The sequence below is a fragment of the Pantoea sp. Mhis genome, from assembly GCF_009830015.1.
In genome coordinates, this window is record NZ_SZZX01000002.1 from 35,955 (window position 1) to 50,110 (window position 14,156).

The 14,156-nt window shown below is 25.1% G+C and carries 8 protein-coding genes, 1 other RNA gene and 1 pseudogene; 7 read left to right on the forward strand and 3 right to left on the reverse strand.

The window, feature by feature from the left end:
• Positions 1-31: 31 nt before the first annotated feature.
• Positions 32-886 (reverse strand): annotated as a pseudogene (cyoA, locus tag FD727_RS00995) (ubiquinol oxidase subunit II); the annotation flags it as partial.
• 1,240 nt (positions 887-2,126) lie between these two features.
• Here cyoA and tig point away from each other — a divergent pair.
• From tig to lon, 4 genes are all read left to right on the forward strand, one after another.
• Complete coding sequence (tig, locus tag FD727_RS01000; RefSeq protein WP_159938308.1) at positions 2,127-3,422, forward strand: trigger factor; 1,296 nt, start codon at positions 2,127-2,129, stop codon at positions 3,420-3,422.
• Between the two features lie 165 nt (positions 3,423-3,587).
• Positions 3,588-4,208 (forward strand): ATP-dependent Clp endopeptidase proteolytic subunit ClpP, encoded by a 621-nt coding sequence (gene clpP, locus FD727_RS01005; RefSeq protein ID WP_159938309.1) that lies wholly within the window; start codon positions 3,588-3,590, stop codon positions 4,206-4,208.
• A gap of 154 nt (positions 4,209-4,362) precedes the next feature.
• Positions 4,363-5,637, forward strand: a complete 1,275-nt coding sequence (gene clpX, locus FD727_RS01010; protein WP_159938310.1) for an ATP-dependent Clp protease ATP-binding subunit ClpX — start codon at positions 4,363-4,365, stop codon at positions 5,635-5,637.
• 192 nt (positions 5,638-5,829) lie between these two features.
• Positions 5,830-8,157, forward strand: coding sequence for an endopeptidase La (gene lon / locus FD727_RS01015; RefSeq protein WP_159938311.1), 2,328 nt, complete (start codon positions 5,830-5,832; stop codon positions 8,155-8,157).
• Between the two features lie 103 nt (positions 8,158-8,260).
• On the opposite strand, the gene queC is transcribed toward lon, so the two are convergent.
• On the reverse strand, positions 8,261-8,956 hold the full coding sequence (gene queC / locus FD727_RS01020; protein WP_159938312.1) for a 7-cyano-7-deazaguanine synthase QueC: 696 nt from the start codon (positions 8,954-8,956) through the stop codon (positions 8,261-8,263).
• A 778-nt stretch (positions 8,957-9,734) separates the two neighbouring features.
• On the opposite strand from queC, the gene hha reads away from it, so the two are divergent.
• Complete coding sequence (gene hha, locus FD727_RS01025) at positions 9,735-9,953, forward strand: hemolysin expression modulator Hha (RefSeq protein ID WP_159938313.1); 219 nt, start codon at positions 9,735-9,737, stop codon at positions 9,951-9,953.
• Positions 9,954-10,074: 121 nt separating this feature from the next.
• Here hha and ffs read toward each other — a convergent pair.
• An RNA gene (gene ffs / locus FD727_RS01030) (signal recognition particle sRNA small type) lies at positions 10,075-10,168 on the reverse strand.
• A gap of 1,402 nt (positions 10,169-11,570) precedes the next feature.
• On the opposite strand from ffs, the gene dnaX reads away from it, so the two are divergent.
• Together dnaX and FD727_RS01040 are read left to right on the forward strand one after the other, a co-directional pair.
• Entirely contained in the window at positions 11,571-13,487 is a 1,917-nt protein-coding gene (gene dnaX / locus FD727_RS01035) for a DNA polymerase III subunit gamma/tau (RefSeq protein ID WP_159938314.1), read from the forward strand.
• A 58-nt stretch (positions 13,488-13,545) separates the two neighbouring features.
• A complete protein-coding gene (locus tag FD727_RS01040; protein WP_159938315.1) occupies positions 13,546-13,875 on the forward strand; it encodes a YbaB/EbfC family nucleoid-associated protein in 330 nt (109 codons plus the stop codon).
• The last annotated feature ends 281 nt before the right edge of the window (positions 13,876-14,156 follow it).

Here is a 14,156-nt window from a genome sequence, read left to right on the forward strand (position 1 = left end):
TTTCAGTAATATTATGTGTATTGGATCATTTATGGCTTATTGAAAATTTATTGATAATACTGTCGAATAATTTAGGATTTACTATGGAAAAATGTTCCACTGGATTATTTTCGCTTGGTAAAGCCAATTTCTCAAAATCGTTCATATTAGTTAATTTATTTTGAGAAGTTTTAACTTGCAATATCCATAAATCAAATATTTTATTGTTTTTTGTAACAATTGTTTTAAATTTCATTCCAGAAAAACCACGACCACTAAAATTTGAAGAAATACCATTAAAAACTCCAGGCTCAGTAGCAATAAGATGTAATTTTGTTTGCATTCCTGCCATTGCATAAATTTGACTACCTAAGGTAGGAATAAAAAAAGAATTCATGACTGAATTAGATGTTACTTTAAAAGTAACAGGAGTAGCTATTGGAAAAACTACTTGATTAATAGTTGCAATACCTTGTTTAGGATAAATAAATAACCATTTCCAATCTAATGCGACCACATCAATCTCAAGAGGTTCTATATTAGAAACTAAAGGTTTACTTGGTTCTAAAATATGAGTAGATTTCCAGGTTAAAATACCTAAAAAAAGTATAATAAGTATGGGTATAATCCAAATTACAATTTCTACTTTATTTGAATGTGACCAATTAGGACTATATTTTGCTTTTTTATTTGTTTCACGGTATTTCCAAGAAAATATAATAGTCATTAAAATTGCAGGAATAACCACTATTAACATTAATCCAAAGGCTGTTAAAATTAATGAACGTTGTTGTAATGCAATTTGTCCTTTAGGATTTAGCAAAGCACTATCACATCCATTTAATAAAAAAATAACTATCATTAGTAATGAATTTTTTAAAAATTTTTTATTGTTTCTAAGTCTCATATAACGATCTCAATGATAGTAGTTCTATCGTCGTTTTAAGCATAAATATATTTTAAGAAAAGGTTATTGTAGTGTAAATTGCAATACAATCATATTAATAATAAATCAGATAAATGCTAATAAAATAGACATTTGAAAGTAAAAATTAGTATATTTAACAAGAATAATATAATATGTTTTTTATAGCATATATTATGCTATTGTTTATATTTTAGTTTTTATATATGCAATTATTATAAATAAACACCTTGTTTGAAGGATAATTCAATTATACAACTTAAATAAATTTTTAAAAAGCATACAAAGTAATATTTGATAAATAATTATTTTATATAGACTATTATCTATAATTAAATATTATGCATTTAATTATATTTTATTTAGATTAATGAACTGAATCACTAATGTATAGATAGTTACTATTTATCATATAATATCAATTATATTGCTTTAATTTTAAAATTAAATTAGATTACTTCTAATTATTAAATTTATTTACATTTAATAAATAATAGATTTTTACTTATTTATGTTCATTATTGAACATTGTACTAATGTAATTAATAGGTTTGAAATAAACAGAATTATATGAATAATATTTATTTTACTAATAATTATATATTATTATCAAATTGTTCGAAGAGACACATTAGCTAAATATAATTAATAATACAATTAAATTCTTTATCATCATTAAACTAATGAATACAATTTGTATTTAATAACTATAGTAACAATTATCTTGTGAAATAGATCATATCTAATTTATATTTCATATAGAATAATTTCTATTATATATAATTATAGTTTTAGATAACTAAAAAATAATAATCTATTAACATGCTATATTTTATAATATGAATTTATTATTTCATAAAATGAAAACACAAAAAATATTTTGTTATGCTAAAATACTCTAATTTCTACAATAAATAAAGATAAATATTTATATCATTTTGTTTTATATGATTTATTATTTATAATAAATCATATAACAGCCATTATTATTCACAATAAACTAATTATAGTTTAAGAGTTAATTAAAATATACATTATATTATATAATATAACTAAGAACTAAAATGTTCTTTAAGTTTTTATAGTCATAAGCAAATCATAAAATAATTTTCATTACAAGATAACATTTTTCTTTTTATAGAATATATTTTAGATAATTTTAATAATATTACAGATATATAATATTTTAATTTGATTAAGTACATGATTTTGAGGTAACAAGATGACAGTTTCAGTAGAAACTACTCATGGTTTAGGACGTCGTATTCTAATTACTATTCCAGCAGCGAATATTGAACAAGCAGTAAAAAATAAATTAATAGAAATGACAAAAAAACTTTCTATTGATGGTTTTCGTAAGGGTAAAGTTCCTATTAAAATTATTATTCAACGATATGCTAAATCTGTTCGTCAGGATATACTAGATAATTTAATGACTAGTTATTTCTTTGAAACTATTTTTAAAGAAAAAATTAATATAGCTGGTACACCAAACTACATTCCAAATGAGTATCAAGAAGGTCAAGATTTTACTTACATAGTTAATTTTGAAGTATATCCAAAAATTCAGCTTAATGGTTTAGATTCTCTTAAAGTTGAAAAACCTATCGTTAAAATTACAGATACAGATATCGATACAATGCTAAAAACATTACAGAAACAACAATCTGTTTGGAAAGAAAGTAAAACATTAGTAACAGCACAGGATAGAGTGACTATTAATTTTACAGGATTAATAAATGGTAAAAAATTTGAAGGAAGTACAGGATCTAATATTATTTTAGATATGAATCAAGATTATATAATTCCTGGTTTTAAAGAGAGTATAATTAATCATAAAATAGGTGATAATATTGTTATTGATGTAAAATTTCCAGACAATTATCACTGTAAATCCTTACAAGGCAAAAATGCAATATTTTATGTCTTATTAAAAAAAGTTGAAGTATGTAAATTACCAGAATTAACAGAAGAATTCATCAAAAGCTTTGGTATAAAAGATGGTTCCATTGATAATTTGCGTTTTGAAATCCGTAAGAATATGGAACGACGAATAAATATTATTATTCGAAACAAAATAAAATTACAAGTAATAGAATGTCTAATAAAAACAAATAAAATTGAAGTACCAGAGTTGCTAGTTAAGGATGCAATGGACATACTGCAACGTCAAGCTATCGAAAATTTTAAAAATGAAAAAGAGGAAATATTGGTATCAAAATTACCATCTGAACTATTCAAAGAACAAGCAAAAAAACGTGTTATTGGTGATATAATATTAGGTGAATTAATTCATTTAAATCAATTAAAAGTTGATGAAAATCGTGTTAAATTAATGATTAAAGAAATAGCTTTAAGCTATGAAAAACCAAATACAGTGATCAAACATTATTCAAATAATAAAGAACTGATGAACAATATACGTAATATGGTTTTAGAAGATCAAGCAATAGAGCTAATTTTATCAAAAGCTAATGTGGTTGAAAAATTTATTAATTTTCATGAACTAATAAACTAAATATTAAAAAATTATTTTTAATATCATTAAGGAAAATTATTTCTCAAACATTATTAATACATTTATGGTATATTAAGAATATAAATAAAACTTGATGTAACTGTATATTATGTTTTATTAATCATAATATGATATAACTATTCACCATATTTATTAGGAACTCTAATGTCATACAAAAACAATGGTGAACTTATAAAATCGAATATGACACTTGTCCCAATGGTAGTAGAGCAAACTGCTCGTGGTGAACGTTCTTATGACATCTATTCACGTCTTTTAAAAGAAAACGTAATATTTTTAACTGGTCAAATTGAAGATAATATAGCAAATTTAATTGTGGCACAGATGTTATTTTTAGAAGCGGAAAATCCTGAAAAAGATATTTATCTTTATATAAACTCACCAGGTGGAATTATTAGTGCTGGTATGTCTATATATGACACCATGCAATTTATTAAACCTGATGTAAGTACTATTTGTTTAGGACAAGCATGTTCCATGGGCGCTTTTTTACTTACTTCAGGAGCAAAAGGTAAACGTTGTTGTTTACCTAATTCTAGAGTTATGGTTCATCAACCACTGGGTGGTTATCAAGGTCAGGTAACAGATATTGAAATTCATACAAAAGAAATTTTAAAAGTAAAACACCGCATTAATGAATTAATGGCTAAAAATACCGGTAAAACTATAAAACAAATTGAACATGATACTGAACGTGATTATTTTCTTTCCGCTAATGAAGCGTTAGAATATGGTTTAGTAGATTCAATATTAACATCTCGTTAATATTGTAGATTTACTTAATTTTAAATTCTAGATGTCCATAATTAATGAATTAAGTAAATTGCAATATATTAAATAAGGATTACTAATTAATATATATAAATAGATATAATACCTTATAGTTATCAATTTAATCTAAGTAATAAGAGGTTACCTAATGACAGATAAGTGCGAAGATACTGCAGATAAGTTAATGCATTGTTCTTTCTGTGGTAAAAACCAGCATGAAGCTCATAAATTAATTGCTGGACCAGCAGTATATATCTGTGAGGGATGTATTAAGTTATGTAGCGATATTATTCGAGAAGAAAGTCAAAAAATTATTTTGAAAAATATTATTACTCATAAAGTCCCAACTCCGTATGAAATTGGTGATCATTTAAATAAATATATTATTGGTCAAGAAAAAGCAAAAAAAGTATTGTCAGTAGCTGTTTATAATCATTATAAACGATTACGTAATAATAAAAATATGGATGATGTTGAATTAAGTAAAAGTAATATACTACTTATTGGGCCTACTGGTAGTGGTAAAACTCTATTAGCAAAAACATTAGCTAATTTGTTAGATGTACCATTCGCTATTGCAGATGCTACAACATTAACTGAAGCTGGTTATGTAGGAGAAGATGTTGAAAACATTATTCAAAAATTATTGCAAAAATGTGATTATAATGTACAAAAAGTACAGCAAGGTATTATATATATTGATGAAATAGATAAAATATCTCGTAAATCGGAAAATCCATCGATTACACGTGATGTTTCAGGAGAAGGTGTACAACAAGCGTTATTAAAATTAATTGAAGGAACCATAGCAGCTATTCCACCTCAAGGTGGACGTAAGCATCCGCAGCAAGAATTTTTACAAGTTGATACTTCACAAATTTTATTTATTTGTGGAGGTGCTTTTTCTGGCTTAGAAAAAATAATTTCTCAACGAATAGAAATGGGAACTGGAATTGGTTTCGGAGCTGTTATTAAAGATAAATCACATAAAATTAAAGAGGATTTACTTCTATCACAAGTTGAGCCAGAAGACTTAATTAAATTTGGTCTTATTCCAGAATTTATAGGTCGTTTACCGATAGTAACTACTTTAAATGATCTAAATGAAGAATCTCTGATTCAAGTTTTAACTGAACCAAAAAATGCATTGATTAAACAATATCAAGCCTTATTTAATTTAGAAGGTGTTAAATTAGAATTTCATTCTGACGCATTAGTGGCTATTGCTAAACAAACTTCATTGCGTAAAACTGGTGCACGTGGATTGCGATCTATTGTTGAAAATGCTTTACTTGAAGTTATGTATAATTTACCTTCTATAAAAGGTATTGAAAAAGTAGTAATTGATAAAAAAGTTATTGAAGATCAAAGTGATCCTATATTAATTTATGGTACTCAAAAAAACCAAGTAAATAATGAATAAATAAATTGTTTATTATTCTTACGTGATAGTACCTTAATATGATGATATTTCGTTATTATTTTCTAGCAATAATGATATTGAATGTTGTATAAGCATCCTCATATAATAAACAGTATGTGGTTAAAATACCTGTTTTCTGCATAATATGTTCTCACTATTCTAGTGGGGACATTAGAACTAAGAGAGAGCTCTATGAATCCTGAGCATTCTGAACGCATTGAAATCCCAGTATTGCCGTTACGCGATGTGGTAGTTTATCCGCACATGGTAATTCCGTTATTTGTTGGCCGTGAAAAGTCAATTCGCTGCCTTGAAGCTGCTATGGAAAATGATAAAAAAATAATGTTAGTTGCACAGAAAGAAGCAGCAACTGATGAACCTGGTATAAACGACCTTTTTTCGGTAGGAACAATTGCTTCAATATTACAAATGTTAAAATTACCTGATGGAACTGTAAAAGTGTTAGTGGAGGGATTGGAACGAGCACGTATTACAACATTATCAGATAATGGTGAGTATTTTATTGCATTAGCTGAATACCTAATTCAAGCAAAAGGAGAAGAAAAGGAACAGGAAGTTTTAGTACGTACCGCTATCAATCAATTTGAAGGATATATTAAACTAAACAAAAAAATACCGCCTGAGGTATTAACTTCACTAAATAATATCAATGATGTTGCTCGTTTAGCTGACACAGTAGCAGCACATATGCCATTAAAGTTAGCAGATAAACAATCTGTAATGGAAATGTCTAATGTTAATGAAAGATTAGAATATCTAATGGCTATGATGGAATCAGAAATAGATTTACTACAGGTTGAAAAGCGCATTAGAAATCGTGTAAAAAAACAAATGGAAAAAAGCCAGCGTGAATATTATTTAAATGAGCAAATGAAAGCAATTCAAAGAGAATTAGGAGAAATGGATGATGCACCAGATGAATGTGAAATGCTGAAACGTAAAATTGAAGCATCAAAAATGCCTAAAGAAGCACGAGAAAAAACTGAAACTGAGCTACAAAAACTTAAAATGATGTCCCCAATGTCAGCAGAAGCTACCGTCGTTCGTGGATATATTGATTGGATGATTCAAGTACCATGGAGTATACGTACTAAATTAAAAAAAGATTTGCATAAAGCACAGGAAACTTTAGATATAGATCATTATGGTTTAGACCTTGTGAAAGATCGTATTCTTGAATATCTTGCTGTACAAAACCGTGTTAATAAAATAAGAGGTCCAATTCTTTGCCTTGTTGGCCCACCAGGTGTAGGCAAAACTTCGCTTGGAAGATCAATAGCTAAAGCTACAGGTCGAAAATATGTACGTATGGCATTAGGCGGTATGCGTGATGAAGCGGAAATTCGTGGACATCGTCGTACTTATATTGGTTCAATGCCAGGAAAATTAGTACAAAAAATGGCAAAAATTGGAGTAAAAAATCCACTTTTCTTATTGGATGAAATTGATAAAATGTCTTCTGACATGCGAGGAGATCCTGCTTCTGCACTTTTAGAAGTACTTGATCCAGAACAGAATATTGCATTTAATGATCATTATTTGGAAGTAGATTACGATCTTTCTGATGTTATGTTTGTTGCTACTTCTAATTCTATGAATATTCCAATACCTTTATTAGATCGTATGGAAGTGATCCGTCTTTCTGGATATACTGAAGATGAGAAAATTAATATTGCTAAAAAACATTTATTACCAAAACAAATTGATCGTAATGCACTAAAGGAACATGAGTTCAGTATTGAAGATAGTGCTATAATTAGCATAGTGCGATATTATACTCGTGAAGCTGGAGTACGTAATTTAGAACGAGAGCTTTCTAAACTTTGTCGTAAAACTGTAAAAATGTTGCTAATGGATAAATTAAAGAAATCTATCGTTATTAATCAAAATAATTTAAAAGATTTTCTTGGTGTTCAACGTTTTGATTATGGTTTTGTAGATAATCAAAATCGTGTAGGTCAAGTTAATGGTTTAGCTTGGACTGAGGTTGGTGGTGATTTATTAACTATTGAAACAGCTTGTATCCCAGGTAAAGGAAAATTAACTTATACCGGTTCTTTAGGTGAAGTTATGCAGGAATCCATCCAAGCAGCATTAACAGTAGTAAGAGCACGAGCAGAAAAATTAGGTATTAATAGTGGTTTTTATGAAAATCGTGATATACATGTACATGTGCCAGAAGGAGCAACACCGAAAGATGGTCCAAGTGCTGGAGTTGCTATGTGCACTGCATTAGTATCTTGCTTAACTAATAATCCAGTACGTGCTGACGTAGCAATGACAGGTGAAATTACACTACGTGGAAAAATCCTACCTATTGGAGGATTAAAAGAAAAATTACTAGCTGCTCATCGTGGAGGTATTAAGATAGTATTAATTCCGGACAAAAATAAACGAGACTTAGAAGAAATCCCGCAAAATATAATTGCAGATTTAGAAATACATCCAGTAAAACGTATTGAGGAAGTTTTAACTATAGCACTTGAAAATACACTATAAATATTATGAAGTTAAATATAAATTTAGTAAGGAGGAAATTATCAAGGTATGTTCACCATCATGAACTTATTAAGTTATATATATAACTTATATAATAATTAATTTATTTTAAACCGATTTTTTGTTTCATCTGCATCATTATTTCATATGAGTTAGCTTGATATTGAGCTAATCCTTTTGCACGTAGATAACAAGCAGCACATTTTTTACAACCATCGCCTTTTACACCATTGTAACAAGTTAAGGTCTCTGTTCGTATTAATGATAATTGATCAAAATAATCAGCTAATGCCCAAATTTCTGCTTTATTTAGTAACATCAAAGGAGTTTTTAACTGAATATTAGTTGACATACCTAGACATATAGTTTTATGCAGTGTTTTGATAAAATTATTAGAGCAATCTGGATAACCAGATGAATCAGTTTCGCATATACCACTAATTATAATTTCTGATTCTACCTGATAAGCATAAATTGCTGCTAGCGTTAAAAATAAAATATTACGTCCTGGTACAAATGTGTTTGGTAAAGAATTAATATTCTTATCATAAATTGGTACAGGGATATTGTAGCGCGTAAGACTACTAATAGTTAGTTCATTAAGTAAATGTATGTTTATAATCTTATGTACTTGTATCTTAAGTTTTTTAATTATCTCAATAGATATTTCAATTTCTTTTTTATGTCGTTGACCGTAATCAAATGTAATGCAATGTATTTCATCATAAAGCTGGCAAGCTTTAATTAAACAAGTAGTAGAATCTTGTCCACCACTAAATAATACAATAGCTTTGGTCATTTAAAATCCTCTAAATTTTGTAACATTTTAATAGTTACAGAGAAATTATAAATTTTTAAATTACTAATAATATCTTATTAGGTTGATATTCATCATTGAATTTTTAGTAAAACTTATATATTAAAAGCAATTAATTAAATTAATAAATTATTAACTTTCATTGTAAATAATAGTTTACTAATATTTACGAAAATTAATTTAATTTATAAAAGTATTTATTAAATTTTCAACATGATATTAAGCATAAATAAATTTATATTGATAATTTGATATATGTCATCTAATAATAAATAATTTAAATATTTTTAATAATTTTAAAAAATTATACATTTTAGAAAACTTACCAAAATTTTATTTTTCTCAATTTAAATTATTTTACAAATAATGTAATCTTAGAAATTTGATTAATATATTAATTATTATAATTAATATATTAAAATATATTATTTTATAATATTATAGCTTATATCATACATATATAATATATATAATTTTTAAAAAAAATAATTATTAATATAACATATATATTTATATTTATTGAATATAAGTATATTTTAAATGTAAAAAATATATCTTTTATATTGTTTTTTACATAAAACATTTTTGGATAAGAGATAATTATGTATGATCTGTGAATATAAATAAAATATTTCTAATCTTTAAATTTTAAAAATTTAAAATTATGTATACACTTTAAATTATATCTTTATTTTTAAAAATAAATATTTTTTAATAGAATAAATATAAAAACTAAAATGAGAATGAGATTGTTTTATGTATGAACAAACAAATTTTAACTAAAAAAGATTACTTGATGAAATTACGTCGTTGCCGTTCGATTGATACTCTTGAAAGAGTAATTGAAAAAAATAAATATGAATTATCAGATAATGAATTAGTTAGATTTTATTCTGCTGCAGATCATCGGCTAGCAGAACTAACAATGAATAAGCTTTATGATAAAGTACCTATTTCTGTTTGGAAATATGTCCGCTAATTTTTTAAGATTATTTATTATTTTATCGAAAAAACGATACATTTTAGAATGTTAAAATTAAGTTATTATTTAATTAATTTTTTAAAACTAAAATTTTTGAATTTAATATATTAGGAAACCCTATTAACTATTTTCTAACACATATATCGTCTGCTACGGATGCTTCTTTCCAGACCTGACCGATTTCACAAATTCATATTGTAGATAGATAGCAAGGGTTTCCATATATCAATGCTTTTAAAGAAAATAAGATTTAACACAAATGATAAAACAATCATAATGTTATATATTATCAAATAATAATAGCATATATATTATATTTTTCAAAAAATATTTTATATATTTCATCATATATTATTATATTAAATGATTTTTATGTTAAATAAAATATATTTTGATAAAATTATCATATAGATATATGAAAGTTTATAACTTAAAATTTAATAAAATTATTTTATATTTTAATTATTTACATTAAGTTTAAATTCATTATATAATTAAAATAAATTTAATGAAGATTAACAATCTTTTATTTAAAGTTACAGTAATATAATTAGTTTTAATATTGAATAAAAATGTAAAATATGATTATGACTTTTAAAAAATTTAAATACAAAAATATAAAAATTATTGAATAATAACTTAAATTCATATTTAAAGAATATGAGAAGTAGTTATGATATATAAAATCATTAAATTAATATCATTACACGTGGTAATAATTAATTTATAATTGCTTTTTCAAGTAACAGATTAAATAACTATTTAAGTTAATTATAAAATTAATTGAATTATTTATGTAATTTAATTAATTTTACTTAAGAAACATTTTATATAAAAATGTTTCAAGAATTGTAAATTCTATAGGTAATATTAACTAATAGTTAATTTAAACTACATTTATTATATGTATATATTAAAAGTTATACAAATTTATCTATATTACACACAGCATAAAACATACCATATTGATGATTAATATATAAAAATTAATTTTATTCTTTAATTTTTATATATTTATTATTTAACAGTTAATTAAATTTAAGAAATAAATTATTAAAAATAAGATGAATTTAATAGTTAATTATTTTAATTTAACTAATTTAATTAATTTTATTTTTAATATTAATGAACATACTGAATTTTACTTAATAAGTGATTATTGAAAATAATGAATCTACACTCTAAAATAATTAGAGTGATATATTAATAATATAAATTATATTATTAATGATAATAATAATAATAATAATCAGTTATCATCAAAATGATAAAATATAGAAATTAATACTAATTTTTTATGATATTATATATAACATATTACATACTAAATATAATTTATTTAATCTAAATTGTAGTTTACTACATAATTAATATATTATTTTAAATAATTGAAATTATTTACATACTAAGTGTTTAATGTTCTTAATATGTAAGAAATAAAATATTATATATTAGATATATATAATATATAACTTAATGTAAGTAAATATTAAACTTTTAAAATTTTTAAATATTTACTGTAGTGAAAACATTTTTTAACATATAGACTATATATATCTAATATTGTAACTATATTGTAATTATCTTAGGTAATTTTTCCTTTACATTAAACATATGAACTATCAAGCACTTGCAAGGAAATGGCGTCCTCATAATTTTACTAGCGTAGTTGGTCAACAACATGTATTAACTGCATTAATTAATGCATTAAAAATGGGTAATATTCATCATGCTTATCTTTTTTCAGGAACTCGTGGTGTAGGAAAAACTTCAATTGCTCGTTTATTAGCAAAAAGTCTTAATTGTAAGAATAATATTACAGCTAATCCGTGTAATCAGTGTAATAACTGTCATGAAATTGATAAAGGATCTTTTATTGATTTAATTGAAATTGATGCTGCATCCCGTACTAAAGTTGAAGACACACGAGATATGCTCGAAAGCATATATTATGCTCCTGCACACGGAAGATTTAAAATTTATTTAATTGATGAAGTGCATATGTTATCACGTCATAGTTTTAATGCATTGTTAAAAACGCTAGAAGAACCTCCATCTCATGTGAAATTTTTATTAGTTACTACTGAACCACAAAAACTGCCAATTACGATTTTATCTCGTTGTTTAAAATTTCAACTTAAATTACTTGAAGTTGAAGAAATTCAAAAACAATTAAATTATATATTACAGCAAGAAAAAATTACATTTGAATGTCAAGCATTATGCTTATTAGCAAATGCTGCTGATGGTAGTATGCGTGATGCATTAAGTTTAACTGATCAAGCAATCTTATTGGGACGAACCCATGTAATGTATGAAACAGTAAAACAAATGCTAGGTTGTTTAGATAATGACCAAGCACTAATATTAATTGAAACATTGGTTCATGGTCAAAGCGAGCAGGCAATGGCATTAGTACATGAGGTATCTTTAAAAGGGATAGATTGGGAAATGGTGTTAATAGAAATGCTACGTTTATTACATACTATTGCTATGTTACAGTTATTACCTAGTTTTTTAAATAAAATAAATCATAATCATAGAAATCGTTTAAACAAATTAGCAAATATATTATCAAGAGATGATGTTCAATTTTATTATCAAATAATATTAATGGGTCGTAAAGATCTGTCGCTAGCTCCTAATAGAAAATTAGGTGTAGAAATGACATTATTACGATTACTATCTTTTAAGCCTAACCCACAAGCAATATCAGCAGCCAACACTGAATATTCAAAAATATTATCTAAATTAACACCAACTAATACATCTGAGGAAATTACTCAACTAAAAACATTACAGACAAATATTACTCTGGATAAGATATCTTATCCAAATTCTTTTTCTGATGTTACAAATCAGCTTATACAAGCTAGAAAACAGTTATTAACTAAGAAAGAAATTAGAATAAAATGTAGTAAAACGGCATTTTTGGAATCATCTACAGCACAAGTAAATTCTACATCTAAGAATATTAGTAATATTGATAAATACTTACAAAAATATATAAGTAAAACTGGAGTACAGAAGTTAAGTTCTGAGTATCAAAATAACATAGATACTGTTCCAAAAATCACAGCAAAGACTTTATATTTAAGTTCAAATTATGATAAATATTCTAAAATAATAAAATGGTTGATGAAAGAAGTTCATCAACGTGATGCATGGGCTGCAGAAATAACTATGTTATCTTTATCTAAAGAAGTGCAAAAATTTGCACTTAACACGTGGAAAGAGTCAAATAACGAAAAAATTATATTACATCTAAGAAGTAAAAAACAATATCTAAATATACCATCTACATATCAATCGTTAAAGAATGCTTTAAGCAAAAAAATTGGTAGAGATATTAAATTGGATATTGTTGAAGATGATAATCGTGAGGTATTAACACCTATAGAATGGTATCAAATTATTTATGAGGAAAAATTAGCGAAAGCTAATCAATCAATAAAAAGTGATCCTCTTGTTCAAAAAATAAGAGAACTTTTCGATGCTGATTTAGATGAAGAGAATATTATACCTATATAAATTAGGCTATATGTATATAGGTTATATATAGCTATTAGTAAATAGGAGAGAGAAAGACATGTTTAATAAAAGCGGATTAGGAAATTTAATGAAACAAGCACAGCAAATTCAAGATAAAATGGCTAAAGTACAAGAAGAAATTGCTGCACTTGAGGTAACTGGAGAATCTGGTGCAGGATTAGTTAAAGTAACTATCAATGGCGCTTATAATTGCCGACGTGTTAAAGTGGATAATAGCTTGTTTGAAGATGATAAAGAAATGTTAGAAGATTTAATTGCTGCAGCATTTAATGATGCAGCACGCCGTATTGATTTAACACAAAAAGAAAAAATGAACGTTGTTTCTTCTGGAATGCAACTACCACCTGGATTTAAGATGCCATTCTAAAATATTAGAAATAAATGTTTAATCATATCAAGATATTGATGAAATAATTATGTTTATCCACTATGACAGAACGATGAATTATATTATTTAAATAATAATCAATATTTATTTAATAAATTACTTGCATTGATAATATTGATATTGATTTATACGATTAATATTAAAATATTTAATTAAATAAAGATGACAATCTTATATTTATTTCAAATAAAGATAAAATATTTACTTGTAGATTTCTTTAAATAATCTAGTTAATTAACTGAATTTATATTTATTTTAAT

Bases quoted from the DNA above. Each gene is read 5' to 3' on its own strand.
- clpX (WP_159938310.1), top strand. From the start codon at position 4,363: ATGACAGATAAGTGCGAAGATACTGCAGATAAGTTAATGCATTGTTCT.
- lon (WP_159938311.1), top strand. From the start codon at position 5,830: ATGAATCCTGAGCATTCTGAACGCATTGAAATCCCAGTATTGCCGTTA.
- FD727_RS01040 (WP_159938315.1), top strand. From the start codon at position 13,546: ATGTTTAATAAAAGCGGATTAGGAAATTTAATGAAACAAGCACAGCAA.
- dnaX (WP_159938314.1), top strand. From the start codon at position 11,571: ATGAACTATCAAGCACTTGCAAGGAAATGGCGTCCTCATAATTTTACT.
- tig (WP_159938308.1), top strand. From the start codon at position 2,127: ATGACAGTTTCAGTAGAAACTACTCATGGTTTAGGACGTCGTATTCTA.
- hha (WP_159938313.1), top strand. From the start codon at position 9,735: ATGAACAAACAAATTTTAACTAAAAAAGATTACTTGATGAAATTACGT.
- clpP (WP_159938309.1), top strand. From the start codon at position 3,588: ATGTCATACAAAAACAATGGTGAACTTATAAAATCGAATATGACACTT.
- queC (WP_159938312.1), bottom strand. From the start codon at position 8,956: ATGACCAAAGCTATTGTATTATTTAGTGGTGGACAAGATTCTACTACT.